General features: G+C 41.5%; 17 protein-coding genes. 14 read left to right on the top strand and 3 right to left on the bottom strand.

All coding sequences use genetic code 11. The features are described from left to right. Positions 1-136: 136 nt before the first annotated feature. The gene (locus M23134_RS14600; RefSeq protein ID WP_002697393.1) at positions 137-1,510 is read right to left on the bottom strand and encodes a sigma-54-dependent transcriptional regulator; all 1,374 of its coding nucleotides are present in this window, start codon (positions 1,508-1,510) and stop codon (positions 137-139) included. A 364-nt stretch (positions 1,511-1,874) separates the two neighbouring features. On the opposite strand from M23134_RS14600, the gene M23134_RS14595 reads away from it, so the two are divergent. The 5 genes from M23134_RS14595 (at position 1,875) to M23134_RS14575 (ending at position 8,822) form a co-directional block, all read left to right on the top strand. Then, complete coding sequence (locus M23134_RS14595; RefSeq protein ID WP_002697391.1) at positions 1,875-4,277, top strand: ABC transporter permease; 2,403 nt, start codon at positions 1,875-1,877, stop codon at positions 4,275-4,277. 414 nt (positions 4,278-4,691) lie between these two features. Then, on the top strand, positions 4,692-5,189 hold the full coding sequence (locus M23134_RS14590; RefSeq protein ID WP_002697390.1) for a hypothetical protein: 498 nt from the start codon (positions 4,692-4,694) through the stop codon (positions 5,187-5,189). A 504-nt stretch (positions 5,190-5,693) separates the two neighbouring features. Continuing rightward, a complete protein-coding gene (locus tag M23134_RS14585; RefSeq protein WP_002697389.1) occupies positions 5,694-6,185 on the top strand; it encodes a hypothetical protein in 492 nt (163 codons plus the stop codon). A 13-nt stretch (positions 6,186-6,198) separates the two neighbouring features. Further along, the gene (locus tag M23134_RS14580; RefSeq protein ID WP_002697388.1) at positions 6,199-7,410 is read left to right on the top strand and encodes a BaiN/RdsA family NAD(P)/FAD-dependent oxidoreductase; all 1,212 of its coding nucleotides are present in this window, start codon (positions 6,199-6,201) and stop codon (positions 7,408-7,410) included. Between the two features lie 236 nt (positions 7,411-7,646). After that, positions 7,647-8,822 (top strand): WG repeat-containing protein, encoded by a 1,176-nt coding sequence (locus M23134_RS14575; RefSeq protein WP_002697387.1) that lies wholly within the window; start codon positions 7,647-7,649, stop codon positions 8,820-8,822. A gap of 73 nt (positions 8,823-8,895) precedes the next feature. Here M23134_RS14575 and M23134_RS14570 read toward each other — a convergent pair whose 3' ends face one another. Then, the gene (locus M23134_RS14570) at positions 8,896-9,801 is read right to left on the bottom strand and encodes a LysR family transcriptional regulator (RefSeq protein ID WP_002697386.1); all 906 of its coding nucleotides are present in this window, start codon (positions 9,799-9,801) and stop codon (positions 8,896-8,898) included. Positions 9,802-9,806: 5 nt separating this feature from the next. Beyond that, positions 9,807-10,691, bottom strand: a complete 885-nt coding sequence (locus M23134_RS14565; protein WP_002697385.1) for a LysR family transcriptional regulator — start codon at positions 10,689-10,691, stop codon at positions 9,807-9,809. A gap of 482 nt (positions 10,692-11,173) precedes the next feature. Between M23134_RS14565 and M23134_RS14560 the strand changes: the two genes are divergently transcribed. The 9 genes from M23134_RS14560 to M23134_RS14520 all read left to right on the top strand — a co-directional run bounded on the left by M23134_RS14560 (position 11,174) and on the right by M23134_RS14520 (position 18,569). Beyond that, positions 11,174-12,169 (top strand): homoserine kinase, encoded by a 996-nt coding sequence (locus M23134_RS14560; protein ID WP_002697384.1) that lies wholly within the window; start codon positions 11,174-11,176, stop codon positions 12,167-12,169. Next, positions 12,150-13,412 (top strand): diaminopimelate decarboxylase, encoded by a 1,263-nt coding sequence (gene lysA, locus M23134_RS14555; protein ID WP_002697383.1) that lies wholly within the window; start codon positions 12,150-12,152, stop codon positions 13,410-13,412. Before M23134_RS14560 ends, lysA begins: the two co-directional genes overlap by 20 nt. Positions 13,413-13,643: 231 nt before the next feature. Continuing rightward, on the top strand, positions 13,644-14,120 hold the full coding sequence (locus tag M23134_RS14550; protein ID WP_075164028.1) for a YHS domain-containing (seleno)protein: 477 nt from the start codon (positions 13,644-13,646) through the stop codon (positions 14,118-14,120). A gap of 167 nt (positions 14,121-14,287) precedes the next feature. Next, positions 14,288-14,665, top strand: a complete 378-nt coding sequence (locus tag M23134_RS14545; RefSeq protein WP_045113617.1) for a hypothetical protein — start codon at positions 14,288-14,290, stop codon at positions 14,663-14,665. A 15-nt stretch (positions 14,666-14,680) separates the two neighbouring features. Beyond that, positions 14,681-15,187, top strand: coding sequence for a DinB family protein (locus M23134_RS14540; protein ID WP_002697375.1), 507 nt, complete (start codon positions 14,681-14,683; stop codon positions 15,185-15,187). Positions 15,188-15,571: 384 nt separating this feature from the next. After that, positions 15,572-15,820 (top strand): hypothetical protein, encoded by a 249-nt coding sequence (locus tag M23134_RS14535; protein ID WP_002697369.1) that lies wholly within the window; start codon positions 15,572-15,574, stop codon positions 15,818-15,820. A gap of 139 nt (positions 15,821-15,959) precedes the next feature. Continuing rightward, entirely contained in the window at positions 15,960-16,784 is an 825-nt protein-coding gene (locus tag M23134_RS14530; protein ID WP_045113616.1) for a hypothetical protein, read from the top strand. After that, complete coding sequence (locus M23134_RS14525) at positions 16,784-17,614, top strand: hypothetical protein (protein WP_002697365.1); 831 nt, start codon at positions 16,784-16,786, stop codon at positions 17,612-17,614. The genes M23134_RS14530 and M23134_RS14525 overlap by 1 nt, the downstream gene beginning before the upstream one ends. Positions 17,615-17,687: 73 nt before the next feature. After that, positions 17,688-18,569 (top strand): hypothetical protein, encoded by an 882-nt coding sequence (locus tag M23134_RS14520; RefSeq protein ID WP_045113615.1) that lies wholly within the window; start codon positions 17,688-17,690, stop codon positions 18,567-18,569. Positions 18,570-18,571: the final 2 nt, after the last annotated feature.

The following is an 18,571-nucleotide window of genomic DNA, read 5'->3' as shown; positions in this document are numbered from 1 at the left end:
GAATTGAGCATTAAAAAAACAGACGCGTGAGCCATCTGCGACAGGCTAAAGCTAAAAGCTAATGGCTTTGTTAAAGAACCGAACGTAGTGAGCTCAACGCAGTTAAACAGCATTGAACACGCGGCTATCAACTATTTTATAACCCATACTTCTCCATTCTGCGGTACATCGACCCACGGGTAAGCCCCAACTCTTTGGCAGCGTGGCTTACATTGCCTTTATGTTTGACCAAGGCATTTTTGATCGCCCATTTTTCGAGGTCTTCCAGATTGTAGTTTTCCACTTTTCGTTCTTCTTCTACGTCATCGGTCAAAAACTGAAAATCACTGGATTTGAGGTGTACCCCATCGCTTAAAATCACGGCACGCTCCAGGGCATGTTGTAGCTCGCGCACATTGCCTGGCCACTGGTATTTTTGCAGTTTTTTTACCACATACTCGGGAACTCTTAATTCGGGTTTTTGGTATTTTTTGCAATATATTTTCAGAAAATGTTCAGCAAGCAAAGGGATGTCTTCGTTGCGTTCACGCAGGGCGGGCAGTTGCACAGCAATGGTGTTGATCCGGTACAACAAGTCTTGCCTGAAAGTACCCTCTTTTACCATTTTGGTCAGGTTCATATTAGTCGCACATACCAGGCGTATGTCTATAGCAATGGGTTGGTTGCTACCCACCCTTACTACTTGGCGGTTTTGCAACACCGCCAACAGTTTTGCCTGCAAAGGCAGCGAAAGATTGCCAATTTCATCTAAAAACAATGTCCCACCCGACGCCGCTTCAAAGCGCCCTACCCGATCTTCTTTAGCATCGGTAAAAGCTCCTTTCTTGTGCCCAAAAAGTTCGCTCTCAAACAAAGTCTCAGACACTGCCCCCAGGTCTACACTAATAAACACCTCGCCAGCCCTCGCCGAGCTACGATGTACTGCCCTGGCAATAAGCTCCTTACCTGTACCATTTTCACCTAAGATCAAGACATTGGCATCGGTTTGGGCTACTTTTTCTACGGTTTGAAAAACCTCTTGCATGATTGCGGAGCGCCCTATCATGTTGGCGTACTGATGATCCATTGCCGAACTCAAAATATCTTTTTGCGAGCGCAGATGTTTCACCGCTTTTTTAGATTGACTCAGTTGACAGCCCGCAGTGACTGTAGACAGCAGTTTTTCGTTTTGAAACGGTTTGACCACAAAGTCTACGGCTCCGTCTTTGATCGCTTGCACGGCCATGTCTACCGCTCCATAGGCAGTCATCAATATTACGCTGGTGTTAGGATCTAATTCTATGATTTTCTCCAGCCATTTGATCCCTGCTTTACCCGATGTTTCGCCAGGGCTAAAGTTCATGTCCAACAAAACCACATCAAATACTTGTTGGGCAAATGCTTCTGGAATGAGTTTGGGCGAATTGAGCACTTCTACTTTTTTGAAGTATTGCTCCAGCAACATTCTCAACGACAATGTTACATATTGGTCATCGTCTACTACCAGTATTTTCCCTGTTTGTTTAGCCATGGTGGTTTTTGTTTTTGGGTAATGCCATACAAGACCCAAACCATTTATTGCAATTGGTTCAGTGTCAAACACTTGCCAAAAATACACAAAAACCTTTCACTTTCATAAGTGCCCAGCTTTGAAACAAAAAATGTCCACTGGTGGGCAGTTTAAAAATCACATGAGGTAAAGAAATGGCTTCAAGTCACTGCCTTTCAGTATATTAACGCTACGGCACAGAACTTGAAAGCGCAGTTCCAAAACTTGTGCATAAAGGATTAAACACTAAAAAAACAAACACGTGAGCCACCTGCGACAGGCAAAAGCTAAAGGCTTGAGGCTGTAGAAGCTATGAACCATTATACCATATAACCCCATTGAAACTATGTTTATAAGTTATTTGAAAACCGCCCTGCGCAATCTTTGGCGCAATAAACTACACTCAGCCATCAACCTGCTAGGGCTTACACTGGGCATTAGTTGTAGTTTTATTTTATGGCTTTATATCCAAGACGAGCTGAAGTATGACACTACCTTTCCTAAAGCCCAACGCATTTACCGGGTAGTAGAACGCAACCAAACAGCCAATCAAACGACTCGTTGGTTGGCGTATACCAGCAGCGCATTGGCAAAGCCAGCTCAAAGCAGTTTTCCAGAAATAGAAGAAGTAGTACAGTTTGTAGCGGGTGGACAGGCAGTGATTAAAATTGGGAACCAAACCTTCAATGACCGTTTGTTTCAGATTGCCACGCCCAATGTATTAAAAGTATTTGACTTGGAAATGCTGGCGGGCAATGCCCAAACTGCGCTTACCAAACCCCATTTGGTGGTATTGACCAAATCAGCGGCTTTGCGTTTGTTTGGCACCGTCAACGCTGTAGGTAAAACAATGGAATTTAACCGCTTTAAGAAAAAAATCACTGTAAGCGGAGTGATTAAAGACTTGCCTCAAAATACCCACGTGCGCTTTTCTATGTTGTTTTCGCTGCCCTTAAACCAGCCTCGCTGGAGAAAGTATTTGAAACAATGGCAAAACCGGGCAGCCATTACTTACATGTTGCTAAAGCCTCATACCAACGTCCAAACATTGTCACAAAAGCTCTCGACTTTGGCTATTGCCAAAGGAGGCAACTCCTGGAAAACCCGTTCTTTGTTTCTTCAGCCACTTACTGAAGTGCATTTTAACTCGACCCACATCGAGGTAGGGTTTGCGACGACCAACAAAGGTAACATTTTTTATGTGTATGCTTTTACGGCAGTTGCCCTGTTTGTACTTATCATTGCCAGTATCAACTACATCAATCTTACCACGGCTAAGTCGGTGTATCGAGCCAAAGAAATAGGCGTACGCAAAGTAATGGGGGCATACCGCCAACAGTTAATCGTGCAGTTTTTGATTGAGTCGAGCATCGTTGCTTTGCTGGCTTTTATTATGTCGGTAGGGGTTATCGAAGCCATCTTGCCTTATTTTAATGAACTTGCCCACAAAAATTTTGAGATTGGCTGGCACAGTGCCGCAGCATCGCTGGGGCAACTATTTCTGATTACCCTGGCTGTAGGTTTGCTGGCAGGCATTTATCCTGCCCTGATACTTTCTGGCTATCAACCAGTATATGTACTTAAGTCTCAGGTAAAAACATCTCCCAGAGGTTTGTTACTGCGCAAGGTTTTAGTGGTAGGGCAGTTTGCCTTGTCTATGTTGATGGTAATCGCCACCTTGATTGTACATAAACAACTCGACTATGTTCAAAATAAAAAAATGGGCTTTAACAAAGAGCAGTTAATGGTAATAGACATCAATAGCGCCAAAACCCGTCAAAGCTTTAGGGCAATCAAGCAAGAGTTGCTTAAGCACCCTACCATACAAAAAGTATCGGCTACTTCCAGGGTGCCGGGCGACTGGAAAGAAATTACGCTGTTACCTGTGCTGGGCAAAGGGCAAACAGTCAATGAAGCACAACAATCGTTTTTGGTGGGCGCAGATCAAGATTTTCTGTCTACTTTTGATATTCAATTGGTGGCAGGAGCCAATTTTGGGGGCAATGACAAAACCGACTCAAGCAAGGTGTTGATTAACCAACTTGCCGCCAAACAGTTTAAACTGGGGGTGGGAGATTATGTAAGATCGGCAGATACTAGTCGTAGGTTTAAGGCAAAAGTCATAGGCATTGTCAAGGATTTTCACTTACAATCATTGCATAACAAAATGGCTCCTTTGATCATAGCGCATTGGAATAATCCAGTAAGACGTTTAGACTATTTTTCGATAAAAGTACACAGTCAGGATATGGCTCAAGTAGTGGCTTATGCCAAAAAAGTAAATGATAAATTTGATGCTGACACCCCACTGGAATATCATTTTTTGGATGAGCAAATGAAGCATTTTTATCATAAGGAAGCACTCACCGGACAAATTTTCAACATTGCCGCCATTATTACCATACTCATTGCCAGCATGGGATTGTTTGGGCTTGCCACTTTTACAGTACAAAAACGCAGTAAAGAAATAGCCATACGGAAGGTTTTGGGGGCTTCTTCAGCACAACTGTTTGCCTTATTGGTCAAAGGCTATATCAAACAAATTTTACTGTCTTTTGTGGTGGCTTTTCCTGTAGGGTATTATGTAATGCGTCACTGGCTCGATGGTTTTGCCTATCGCACTTCGATAGGACTCATGGTATTTGTATGGGCAGGAAGCATCGCTTTGCTTATTACATTATTTACTATAGGTTATCAAACCCTTGCTGCTACACAAAATAATCCAGTAAGATCGTTGAGGAACGAGTAGTTGACCTAAAAACCATCAATTACCTACGCTTATCGTTGGCTCGTGATTCCTTTCTTTTTTTTAGCACCCCATGACTTGTATAGTGATTGGGTGTTTTTCTTATTGTAAACTTTTTTCACAAATCATTGCCTACCTTCTTTATTTAGTCCTACTATTTTAACCAAAACAACAAAAGAAGCTGGTTCGACACATTTTTGTAACATCAAATTGTTAGTTTTAAAAAAAAGTAACATCTTTAAGTAGTTGATGTGTATAGTTTTTGGCTTTACCAAGTACTTAATAATTCTGCAGAAACCACCTTATCACCAACATTCTTAACAAATAGCTTTCTGGAGTTTCATTACTTTTGTATTCTTATTCAGGCAGGATTATGTGTTTATACTATCACTTCAAACAAACTATAGCCAACTAAATATGATAAACATTCTAGAGTTTTTACAGACAGGGGTCATTCAGGAAGTAATCGTAGGCATGTCTAAAGATGTTGTGTTCAATATTATTTCTGACATAGATGATGAAATTCTGATGGATTTGCCTAACTATCACGCTTATTTATACGAGGGTATAGAGCTTATTTTCTATGAAAATGTACTGGAGACAGTCAACTTTAAAATGGAAAACAAGCCTAGTGTACAGATGGAATGGGAACGAAAAAAGCTCATGTTCAGTTATGATACCTCTATTTATGACGCTACTGATGCGTTGAACAAGGCAGGTATTATCTGGGAGTTTTACCAACCTTTTTGTATACAAAAACAAATTGCTATAATGACCGAAGGTGAAGTATTGTTGTTTTTTTCGTTTGGTGCCGAAGGTAAAATGGAAAAAATTCAACGTAGGGTAGACGCTTCGCTTACGGCAAGCCTCAAAAGTAGGTTGAGGACAACACAATTGAAAAAAAGCAAATCATAATGCTTATGTTTTCAGCCTTATTCCAGGTGATTTTTCTCCAACAACCAATGCCATTGAATGAAGGTTTTAATAAGGGGCTTAGCGCTACAAACTTGCAAGACTTCTCTGGCTAATCACCATCAATATATTTTGCTTAGTAAAACTTTCAAAATAACCTACATTCAGAGAACAACACCTTAGGCAGGAAGACTTCTTCAAAAGCTGAGTGAACTCTATGAAGCTAATTTTTCCATAGCTTTGGTTCCGATGAATTAGAATTGCCAACTTTATAAAGGTTTTTTCGCTCGTTCGCCCACTGTTTTGTTCTACTGGACTACTTTATTTTTTACGTTTTACTTAACGAACTACTTTTATTATTTATAGATTGCAATGGGTAAGCATGAGTTATCCTTTATTTTTTGCAGGACTTTAGTCCCCAGTATTTTAGCGCCCCTAATGGAATAGTTCATCATACAATACTTCTCAAACAGAAAAAATTAAACAAGCTATAAAATTATAAATAGCATGACCAATATTTTCGAATTTCTGAAAACCGGGTTTATATATGGAACCACAGTGGGTATGTCGCGTAAAGAGGTACTTAATATTCTAAAAACTTTTGACGACGCCGGATCATTGAATCAACCTGACTTGTTTTCGCATGTGTTCAAAGACACGGAGTTTGTTTTTTATGAAGATGAGCTCCAACTCATTAACTTTGACCTGGACAAGGGTGCTCAAGTATACCTGGAAACAGAGGATCATCAACAGATTGTTTTTACTCCACAAACTTCTCTCTATAGTTTTTGCGAAACACTGGACGCACAGGAAATTGCCTGGGAGTTTTATCAGTCGCTCACCGGAATGAAACAAATCACGTTGATGACCGAAGGCGAAACGCTGGCGTTTTTCTCGTTTGAAGATGAAATACCAAAATTAGAGAAAATACAGTTGGTGCTGGCGGCCACATTACCTCCTAATATTCAGGAGCGCCTGATTAATATTGTCATGAGATAACAATACTACTACATTGAAAATATTTGTGATTGGTGGAGGAGCCGCAGGCTTTTTTGCTGCTATTTCTGCTGCCCAACACCACCCCGAAAGTAGGGTTACCCTACTGGAAAAAAGTACTAAACTACTCGCTAAAGTCAAAGTATCAGGAGGAGGGCGTTGCAACGTGACCCACGCTTGTTTTGACCGAAAAGCTTTGCTCAAAAACTACCCACGTGGCCAAAAGGTGTTGCGGCAAGTGTTGGCACAATGGATGCCACAAAACACCGTAGAATGGTTTGAAAACAAAGGAGTCCCGCTCAAAACCGAAACCGATGGGCGAATGTTTCCAACATCTGACGATTCACAAAGTATCATTGATTGCCTCATGCTTGCTGCCCAAAAACTCAAAGTAGAGATACACACACAGACCGAAGTAACCGAACTCAAGGCAAACAATGACGGCACTTTTTTGTTACACATAAAAAACAAAGCCATCGAAAAAGCTGATCGGGTGATTGTAACTACCGGAGGCAGCCCTAAACTGACGGGTCTCAACTGGTTGGCCTCGCTCAACCTTGATTTGGTGCCACCCGTTCCTTCACTGTTTACATTTAACCTGCCCAAAGAGGACATTACACAACTGCCCGGCATTGCGGTGCCCAAAGTGCAGGTAAAAATACCAGGTACCAAGTTGCAAGAAGAAGGCTCGCTCTTGGTAACTCACTGGGGAATCAGTGCTTTTGCTGTACTACGTTTATCGGCGTGGGGGGCACGTGTTCTACACGATTTACAATACCAATGCCCAGTCATTGTCAATTGGTTGCCCGAAATCAATGAAGAGGCATTGCGTAACCAAATTGTTGCCTACCAACAAACCTACAAAGCCCGTCAGGTACAAAACAAAAACCCTTTTGGGCTACCCCACCGTTTATGGGAGTTTTTGCTCAACCGCTGGCAGGTGCCTGCCCAAAAAAAATGGAGTGAACTATCGAAAAAAGAACGAAACCGCCTGGTCAATGGCTTGTCGAACGACACTTACCAAACCCACGGAAAAACTACTTTTAAGGAGGAGTTTGTTACTTGTGGAGGGGTGAGCCTCGACGAAATTGAGGCAAAAACAATGGGTTGTAAAAAACACCCCGGGCTGTACTTTGCCGGAGAGGTACTCGACATTGACGGGCTTACTGGTGGGTTCAATTTTCAGGCTGCCTGGGCTACTGGCTTTGTGGCGGGTAAGTTGGGGTAACACTAGTACCTTAACCACTAAATACCTAACCCGTTATTTCGGCGATTTTTGCCCACTGACTTTACTTGAAAAACTTGCGTAGCTAAGGCTATGCGCGATTTTTGAAGTGCGTCAGAAAACAAAACTCACCCCAAATAAAAGGGTGTTTACTTAATGTTTAAGGTGCTAGTTTTCACTTTTAATACTTTGCTGTATTGCTCCTATTCTTTTTTTTGAACCCTGACACCCCTCTTCAAATGATGAAACAATTGATGGTATTTTTGGTCTGTCTTTCATTGGGCGCAAGTGCTCAAACGCCCACACTCATTCCCTACCTTCAAAACCAACGCTGGGGATTTGTAAACCAGGAGCGCACCATTGTTATCCCATGCATCTACCACTATGTAGCACCTTTTTCTGAAGGGCTCGCGCTGGTAGAACTTAACCGTAAGTATGGATACATTGACCGTAGTGGAAAAACCGTCATTGCCCTTAAATATGACAAAGCCCAGTCTTTTAGTAATGGACGGGCGAAGGTAGAAGTTATTTTTGGCAAAAAGACAGATGGACAGTTCAAAGCAGGCTACATTGACAAAACTGGTCAGGCAATTATTCCGGTAGCACATTTAGGAGTCACTACTTTTCGCGACAGCGTGGCCATGGTCTGGAACGGCCACCAACACGGCTACATTCACTGGCGGGGCGACACCTTGCTTAAGCACCAATATGCTTATGCTACCCGTTTTAGCGAAGGCAGGGCGTTGGTAGCCAACCAACCCCCTCGCTATGACCCTGCATTGGGTATACATGTTTTCACTAAAGCTACTTTTATAGATACTCAAGGCAAAGTTCAGGCAGCTATCCATCGGGCAGGAGCAGAAAGTTATGCCAATGGGCTTGCCCTGATCATTGCCAAAAGCAATGACTCGACTCAGGTGATGTATTTCATAGACAAACAAGGCAACAAAGTACTTGATGTATCAAAATATGGGGCAGTACATGGGTTTACCGAAGGTTTGGCGGCTGTAATGAACCAAGGCAAAGTAGGGTTTATTAACCCAAAGGGGACATTGGTTGTTCCTTGTCAGTATGTGATCAATGCCGAGTGGTTTAGGCAAGAACACAAACGTCGAATGCCTCGGTTTGTGGGTGGTTTGGCGGCAGTAGCCTTGCCCAATAAAGGCTGGAACCTGATTGACCCACAAGGACGGGTACAATTGCCTACTTATTATCAATACTTACAAATAGTGCCTAACCAACAGGTGCTGGCTAAGAAAAACGGACGTTGGGGCATTATTCACCCTTCAGGCAAAGTTATTTTACCTTTGCAATACGATGCAGTGAAGCCTTACAAAAATGGGCTTGCTTTGGTGCGTAAAGGTAAACGACGTTTTTATGTAGACCGGGCAGGAGAAGAATACTTTGATGAGTAATCAATTGTTAGCTATTGCCTCACTGGTTTTTAGCTTTTTTTAGTCAAACCACCACACGTATTTAGACCTCATCCTATGTTGCTTGCCAATTAGCCATATATTTTTTGGCAAAATCTACAAAAACTTGAATTACCTGATGCTGAAAGTGAGGATTCCACACCAAGTCAATAGGAAATTGCACCCACGGAGTACTTACGATGTTTTTAAACACCACCTTGCCAACAAACATTTGCTCAAGACTGGCTGCCGCAAGTGATACCCCCATTCCTTGGGCTACCAACTCTACCCTTGCCAGTGGTGGGGTAGCCTCCATCCATACATTGGGATGAAAATTACCTTGTTCAAAACACGCGCTTATAAACAAGTCATATAATGTGGGGGATAGTTTACGCGGAAAGAAAATGAACTGTTCGTCTTTGAGTTCACCTAATGATATCTCCTGACAGTTTGCCAGAGGGTGGTTGGGTAGCATCACTAGTTTAAGCTGCTCGCTAAACACCTGATGGTAGACCAAGTCATTGCAAAGAGATGCTGAATGGCTAAAAGCAGCATCTAACTGGTTATTTAGCAACATGCTTTTGGTAGTCTCAGGGTAGTTTATCTCGGTTATGTTTACCTGAATATGTGGGTGTGACTGCCTGAATGTTTTGAGCAAACCTGGTAAAAACAACAGCATTGCCGGACGCACAAACCCTATTTGCACTTGGGTAGGCGCACTTTTGACAATGGTTTTGAGTTTGCTGACTGCTCCTTTTACCTGCGACAACAAAGCTTTAGCTTCTTCATAAAACAACTCCCCTTCTTTGGTTAAGCGAACCGATTGGGTATTGCGGTAAAATAACGTGGTGCCCAATTCGGCTTCCAAGGCCTTGATATGCCTACTCAGTGGAGGTTGGCTGATGTGCAGTTTTTTGGCTGCTTGGCTAAAATTAAGTTCGTTTGCCAATACAAAGAAATACTCAACATGTTTTAATTCCATAAGGTCTAGGTAGTCTGATCAAAATAACCAACAAAATGTTGTATAATGTCTTGGTGCTTGTGCTCAGGTTTATATCCCATAAATATTCGGGCTTTACTACGTACATTTTTGTGTAATGGGGTAAAAACTATATTAGGAGTATGCAATTTTTTTAGGCTTTCGCTGTCCATCATTACTCCTAACCCCTCTGACACTAACGACAACCTTGCCTGATGAGGCCTCATATAAAAGGCAATTTCGGGCTCAAATTTCAAAAACTTACACATATTAAAAAACATATCCATTAAATAAGGATTAGACTCACGTGGGGGCAAAATATACCGCAAAAAAGGGGCGTGTGCCGGCGTTATTTCTTTGACCCGTGCATACTCAGAGTTGGTAGGTTGAATTACCACAATGTCGTCTTCATACACCATCAGGCTTTGCATATTGTCTTGAGGGTAGGTTTGGTAATAAAAAGCTACATCTAAATTGCCTTGATGAAACTGCTCCAACAGCTCCAGATTGCTGTGAAAAGTCTGGATTTGAATATTGACATTTGGTAAGGTGGTTTTCATGGCACTGATAAACTGAGGCAAGAAAGTAAGCATTGCCAAAGGCACAAAGCCTATTTTAATCTCCTGGGGACGAGGCTCACTCTTTACCACATTGCGGGCTTTCTCTGAGGTAACCAATATTTTGCGGGCTTCTTCTAAAAAAACCTTGCCTTCAAAGGTAAGCGACAATTGTTTTTGGTTACGAACAAACAAAGCTACACCTAATTCATCTTCCAGGGTTTTGATATGTTTGCTTACTGTAGGCTGGGTAATAGACAAACTTTGAGCTGCTTTGCTAAAACTCAAACTCTCAGCAACAGAGATAAAAACAGTCAGCTGTTTAAATTCTATCATAGGATGTACATTATTTGAATAAATTACTTTTGGGAGGAACAACTACAACCGCATGGTATATAATGATGTTTACCGCTCAGGTAAAGTTACCTAATATCTCTCTACTTTGAGAAAACTGAATACCTCCCCCCCTGAAGTTTTTTGAGTCCCTCTGTTCTAGAGTATGTTGATAAAAGCGATGATTTGGTACATTTCTATCTGTACTATATTTACCATATCGAGTATAATATTGACTCAATTTTGCTAACTATTATGTAATCGTCTAATTTTCAAACTTGTTTGTTCAAACCCCTTACATTCGTTGCAAGGGGGCAGTCATCATGGTTTGATAAAATTAAGCTCTCCGTTTTTTTCAGTAATAAAAAAAATAATTGTAACTAAGTACGCATTAAGACAGCGAATCGGGTCTGTCAGGTTTCGAAAATCTGGCAGGTCTAAATTACTGCCTACGACTAATTATCAGGTAGCAAAAAAACAACTTTATGAGCACTGTTAACACAAAAAAAGACCTATTGGTTGGGCAAATCAAACAAGTATTGCTTCTGTACGATTTGGGAGTTTTAAAAAACTGCTTTCAGCTCAGTTTTGGTTATGCCAACCAAAACTACCGCATAGATACTGACCAAGGAAGTTTTTTGTATCGGGTGTGCACCCAACAACCTTTACCCCTCATTGAGTATGAAGTAGCTTTGATGAAAGCCTTGCAACAAATAGACTTTCCGACGGCATACCCTATTGCCAAAAAAGACGGTGGGTTTATTCATTCACTGGGCGAACATTATGTCATGGTATATGAATTTTATAATGGGCACGAACCTGCACTAAACGTACACACCAGCAGTGCCATTGCTGAAGCTATAGGCAAACTAAGTTTGTTGCCCAATGCCCCACGTTACCTCAAAAAAAATGCAATTCATTTAGATACTTGTGATGCTTTGATAGCTGAATTTGAGCGGGCAAAAAATCCGATCCCTGTTTTACTGGAGTATTTTAAAGAACAAACCAATTATTTACGTCCCTTGTTGAGGCAACCTTTGCCTGAAGGAGTAGTACACGGCGACTGCTTTACGGACAATACCTTGTTTGATGGCAACCAACTGGTGGCAGTCATTGACTTTGAGGAAGCATGCTACGATCACTTGTTGTTTGATGTGGGGGTGACGATTAATGGCTTTTGTTTTCCTGACAATCAATTGGACTCTGTCTTACTTGAGGCGTTTTTGACTGCCTACCAACGTCAACGCCTACTTACTCATGAAGAATGGACACTGCTGTTTGCCTATATTCAATGGGGAGCCCACGGAATGATTACCTGGCACTTGCAAAACAACTTGCTGCACAAACACCACCACAGCCAATGGCAAAGGGTGCAAGAGTTGATGCACCGGGTACAACAGATGCGACAAGAAGAAACTCAAATCAATCAATTGATAACTCAAATAGCCAAACGCTTGAAAAATGCAACGAACAGAGAATGAATACTATATCCAACGCTTGCGGGTAACCGATATTGCCCGTCAGTTTGGCACGCCTGTATATGTGTATGATGCTGACCATATTTTGGGGCAAATTGCTCGCTTTAGGGAGGGGTTTTCGACTGTAAACCTTCAGATAAAGTACGCCTGTAAAGCATTGACAAATATCAATATTATGAAGTTGATGTTAAGCCAGGGTTTGGGGCTCGACACAGTGTCGTTGTCTGAGGTACGCATGGGGTTGGCAGCAGGTTTTGTGCCGCAACAAATCGTGTTTACCCCTAATTGTGTAGGCATTGAAGAGCTGATAGAAGCGGTAGAACTGGGGGTAAAAATAAACATAGAAAACCTATCAAATTTAGAGAAGTTTGCCCAACGTTATGGTAGTCAAGTACCTGTATGCATCAGGCTAAACCCTCACATTGCTACCCAACAAAACGCCGATAAGGTAAACTGGTGGCATAACCAATCAAAGTTTGGGATTTCTATGGATCAGTTAGCCCAAGTAAAGGCTATAGAAACCACCTACAACTTACCCATCAATGGCATTCATATCCATAGCAGTTCGGTGATTATGACTCCAGAAGTGTTTTTGCAAGGGGCACAAACCGTGTTTGACATTGCGTTGGGCTTCCAAAACCTGGAGTTTATAGATTTTGGCGGAGGCATTAAAGTAGACGTAGGCGATGGTCAAGAAGTGATTGATGTAGTAGAACTGGGGCAAAAACTTGACCCGGTATTTCAACAGTTTTGCCAAAAATACGGGCATACGCTGGAACTTTGGTTTGAACCAGGGCGTTTTTTGGTGGGCAATTCGGGTACTTTGCTCACCGAGTGTAAGGTATGCAAACGCAACGGAGGGACTGACTTTGTGGGGGTTGATTCGGGGTTTAATCATTTGATTCGCCCGATGATGTACGATGCTTACCACCAAATTGTAAATGTGTCGAACCCTCAAGGAACACAAAAAAAATATACCGTAGTGGGTAATGTCTGTGAGATAGACAACCTGGGCAAAGACCGAATGCTCGCCGAGGTACGCGAAGGTGACCTTATTGCCCTGAAAAGTGCCGGGGCTTATGGCTACAGCATGGCGTCTACCTATAACTCAAGGTTTCGCCCAGCCGAGGTATTGGTGCTCAATGGCGAAGCCAAACTGATTCGCAAACGAGATACTTACGAAGATCTAATGCGCAATCAAGTAGATTTGCCCACCGTTGACTTTGCCAAAGTAATCACCCAATAGCTTGTACTGCTGGGCATACACACTTGAGGCTTGTTGCTCACTGCTTGTGACTATTTAAAAACACCACATTAGTTTTTAGAGGGTATTTTATAAATACCCGTATGATTAAAAGCGGAGTCGATGATTCCGCTTTTTTTGAAAAAATCACCCGCTTGTCACCTGCCTGACATTTGCTTGATTTGACATTGCTTATATTTGTGATAAATTAACTTATACTACGCGCTTATGAATATGCACAAATTTCAATTCTCAGTTTTTACTTTAGTCATGGCATTGCTGTGTTGGACAAGCACTGCCTACAGCCAGTCGACCAAAACCAAGCATTTTAATACCAAAAGAGGCAACCTTGCCATCAAGGGCTACGACCCGGTAAGTTATTTTACCGAAGGGAAAGCAGTAAAGGGCAATGCTCAGATCACCCACAACTACGGGGGCATAGTATATCGTTTTAAAAATGCTCAGAACAGAAATATATTCAAGCAAAACCCAGCAAAGTATGAGCCTATGTATGGCGGTTGGTGTGCCTATGCTTTTGGGCTCGACAAACCCTCTAAGGTAGATATTAATCCTCGTACGTTTAAAATTATAGGAGGCAGGTTGTACTTGTTTTACAACAAGCTGGGCACCAACACCCTTAAGATGTGGAACAAAGATGAGCGCCAATTGAAAAGTAAAGCCGACAAAAACTGGCAAAAAATTTATAAATAATCCCGATTGTAACAAATCATTGCAACATACGTTCTCCTTTCGTAGCGATTGCAATGATTTTTTGGGTGATGTAAGGATTCTCATTAATTCCACCCCTTTAACTCCTACTTTTCTAATCTATTTTATATACATTTGCAAGGCAATTTGCCCTATAGCACCCAATTGTTATGAAAAAAAACATTGTTTGGATTGCACAACTTATCTCCGCATTGTTCATGCTACAAACCGTTTTCTTGTATAAATTTCCAGGGCATAAAGATTCAATTTATATTTTCTCAACTATAGGGATGGAGCCTTATGGCAGAATTGGGTCTGGTGTAGTGGAACTCATTGCCTCGGTTTTGTTGTTAACCTCCCGATATAGTTGGATAGGTGCACTATTGGGACTCGGAACTATGAGTGGTGCCTTATTTTTTCACTTAACTACCTTAGGCATTGTAGTCAATAACGATCATGGCTTTTTGTTTGCCATGGCAGCTATACTATGGACACTTTGCCTTATAGTACTTATTCTTAGAAAAAAATATATACCGATTAAGTTATAACATTCCTCATTGATTATGAATTTAATTACATCATCTAGTAATATCTTAAATCAACTTGTTGGACTCATCAAACAACTCAGTCCAGAAGAATATACCAGTCCATTGCCTTTGCTAATGGATAACTCTATCAGCAAACATTTGCGTCATATTGTTGAATTTTATGACTGCCTCTTTAAAGGTATAGCAGATGCTTCTATCAATTACGACCTCAGAGAACGTAATCCTTCTATTGAGAATGATCCTGAGTTTGCCATCAACTTTATAAACAATTGCATTCAGCACTTGTCTACGATGGAGTTGTCTAACGACCCTATCAACCTTACTACGTTGCTTTCGCCAGAAGGACATGAAGCTTGCACGCTTACTTCGCTAGACCGTGAACTTGCTTATAATGTAGAACACGCCATTCACCACATGGCAATTATCAAGATTGCCATCAAGCAATGTTACCCTCATGTTACCTTGTCCAAAGACTTTGGGGTGGCTTATTCTACGATCAAGTTTCACCACCAAACTGCTTAAGTAGCATTTAGGAAGCTGTTCTTAAGTATTTGAGCGCATCACATCGTATTAGGAGAATTGTAACAACGATTCTTCTAATACGATTTTTTTATGTTTAACCGATCTTTCGCCGCACGTATTTTAGCAAAAACACACCAATAGACTCTTTTCGCCTCGGTTTGTGTCTCCACAAATCGCCCTTTCGCAGAGTTTTTTCAAAGTTTAACTCCTTTCATTCAAAGTGCAATAGACTCATTATCAGTAAATTAACACTTAATTTTACTTGCAAAAGGTGGGCTTTTTTACTATATTTACCAAGTACTTTCAGGGTGAAAGTATAGCCCAAGAGGTTAAGTTTGGACGCTTCCCTCAAGGGCTTTTTGTCACATAAAAATATATAACAGTATGCAATTTACTGAATTAAACGCAGAGGCACAAAGTGTTGCCATTTCAACCCAACAAATCGATTTGTTTGCCTTGAGTTTACGCGCCCGGCTTGAGGTGTTTGTGCTCAATGCCGATGCCTCGTTAGACTACCTGTGGGAGCAACAAAACGAACCGCTCAAAAACTATTTGCAAACCACCATCTTCGAGTTAGAGTGTTTGCTCAACGAGTTCGAAATGTACGATTCGCTACAGCAACTCAACCCATAACCCACACAAGCCTGCCTCATTCATTGATGGCAGGCTTTTTTGTTGCCAATTAAATTTACTTTCTCCACTGCCTTGCCTTCATCTGGTATGGTGGTTTAACAATCAACCATACGAACGTAACACCCTATTGGGTAAAGTAATGCGCATAATTACTCGTATTTATGAAATAATTGCCTGGTTGGTAATAGTATACCTAGGTCTGGTGTGTATTGTATTCCCCAATCACTACAACACTCACTTTGAAGAGTTTTACAAGGTTTTAGACAAAAGTCAAAAATTTGAGAGAAAATACTGGAAAGAGGATATTACTAAGTTATTGAGCAAAAGGGACAATGGCTATCAGGTTTGGCAAGAACTACAACAGCTATGGCACAAACCATTGAAAAAGTTGCGACAAATAGATTACTACAAAAAAAATATGCCTCAATACCTTCATGCAAGCCAGGCAAAAGCATTGAAAGACAGTTTAAATGCCTATATGGTTTTTAGGAACGAACAATATAAACACTTGGATATTCCTCAGTTTGGACCTATGCCTACCAACTACTTTGGCAAAGCGAATACTACTTACGAAACCTTGGCAATGCTCACTGCCTACCAATTGTTTATATTAAAGCATTGGAAACCAATAGTAAAAGGGGTAGGGATAAAATATGGTATATATCCTTATGGTTGTTTTTTTATACCTACAGTAACAGGAATAACACAACCTGTCAACCACATAGAGGTGGGCGATACGCTCAAAGCAGCGATGGTGGTAGGGGAAGCCTTTCCCTTTTGGGATAAAAAACAATGGTATTATGCCGAAGTCAATGGCAAGCCAGCTTTCCTTAAGGGCAAGGGTGCTGTTATAGAGTTTCGCGTAAGCGGCAAGGGCAAACAATACTGGACAAGTAAGTTTAGCTACTGTCACGAAGGTGTAGAATATACCAATACAGTAAAAACACCCTATTGGGTAAAGTAATGCACATAATTGCGCGTATTTATGAAATAGTTGTCCTGCTCATTGTCTTGGGGTGCTTGAGGCAAATACTTTGGGGCACGCCTACGTATGATGCCCAACTTAGTGAGCTGCAAACGGCTATGAACACCAATTGGCAACAAAGCCAAAAACAAGCGTTTGAGTTGATCAATGATTTTAAAGAATCGGTGATAATAAGAAACAATACAGCCCAAAACTGGGAAAGTGTAAGAAAGGGGCAACAACTAGTACACAAAACCAAGCAAATAAACAATGCCCTTGAGCATATAAAGACTCACGGGCAAAACAATCAGCAAGCGCTTAGCTCCTTGGAGCAAACGGTGAGCAAATATCACCAGTGGCTTCAACGCACATTTAAGAATCTTCAATTGCCACTGCTTGACTCATTGACAAAATACCCTGAGGTGGGCGGTGCTACCCCTGCTGTTGTCAGGGCATTGGTCACCACGAAACAGTTACAACTACAACAGGTGCAAAAAATGGTGTTGCGTGCTTTACTGATTGTATGCCCCTCAGGTGAAATCAAGTGTTGTTTTGGGTGCCAACGTGTATATATAACTCCCAAAAGTCAACTGGTACAAGTAGGCGACGAGTACAGGGCAAGCTTGTATTATGGACAGCCCGTTGATGGCGAAAGTATTAAGCGATCGTCCTCCCCTCACCTACAATACCGCAAAGGGGTGGTGAGTTTTACCCAAAAAAACAGGGGCAAGCAATATTGGGAGGCTAAGTTTAGGTATTATACATACAATGGAAAAGATACTACTGTAGTGCACAAAATTTATTATGAGGCATTGCCAAAAGGCAAGTAATAAAATGTTCTATTGAGGCTAAATTATCAGGTATAAAACATGCGCCCTTTTTTTTCACGTAAGCTTTAGGCAAATGAACTGGAACACAATTTATCGTATATATGAAGTACTTGCTATATGCCTAGTGGTGATTTGTGTGGGGCTAATGGCTTTTACGCCACCGTTTGCCTACCAAACAACATTTAACATCCTACAAACAACCCTGAACGAAGATATAAAAGACTCCAAAGCATACCTCATCACAGCAATTAAAAACTTAAAGGCAGAGGTGGCTAAATTCGGTAATGGACGTGATGGATTATCTAGGTTAAAACGGGCGAAACTAGTGCAAAGCACTACCCAAAAAGTGATGCAGGCGCTTTACCAGATAGAAAAAAACAACCACCAACCTCAAATAGTAAAGCAACAAGTGTATCAAGTAATGAATGCCCATGTAAAATGGTTGAATAAAGAATACGAAGACCTAGACAAACCTCATTTTACTTTGCCGTTCGATTTCCCACTCAAGACCCCTACTTTGGGGCAATGGGTTACTCATTTTTTTGATACCACTACTTCCGCTTCGCTCAAGGCTTGGCTTGCCCAACAACGTTTGTCATTGCTTCATTACCAAAGCCAAGTATTGTACTTCTTGGGGGCATTTTACCCAAATATCGACATTAGCGAGGCTTTTCCTTTTAATCTTGCGCCTTCACCAATTACTGTGACAGCCCCCACCAGTTGGGTAAGGGTGGGCGATACATACACGGCTGACATGTTTTGGATCACGCACTGGCACTATGCATCATTAATCACTAAGATGTATTATAACAACAAAATTACAGGGGACGGCGCTGTACGTTTTGAAGTGCCCCCACGAGGCAAACAATATTGGGAGGCTAAGTTTAGGTATTATACAGTAGACGGAAAAAAAGACACCACTATAGTACAAAAAGTGTATTATGAGGTAAAATAGTT

This window comes from Microscilla marina ATCC 23134, from assembly GCF_000169175.1.
In the GTDB taxonomy this organism is placed as follows: Bacteria; Bacteroidota; Bacteroidia; order Cytophagales; family Microscillaceae; genus Microscilla; species Microscilla marina.
Note: the sequence above shows the minus strand (reverse complement) of the source record. Positions and strands in the feature narration are given on the sequence as shown.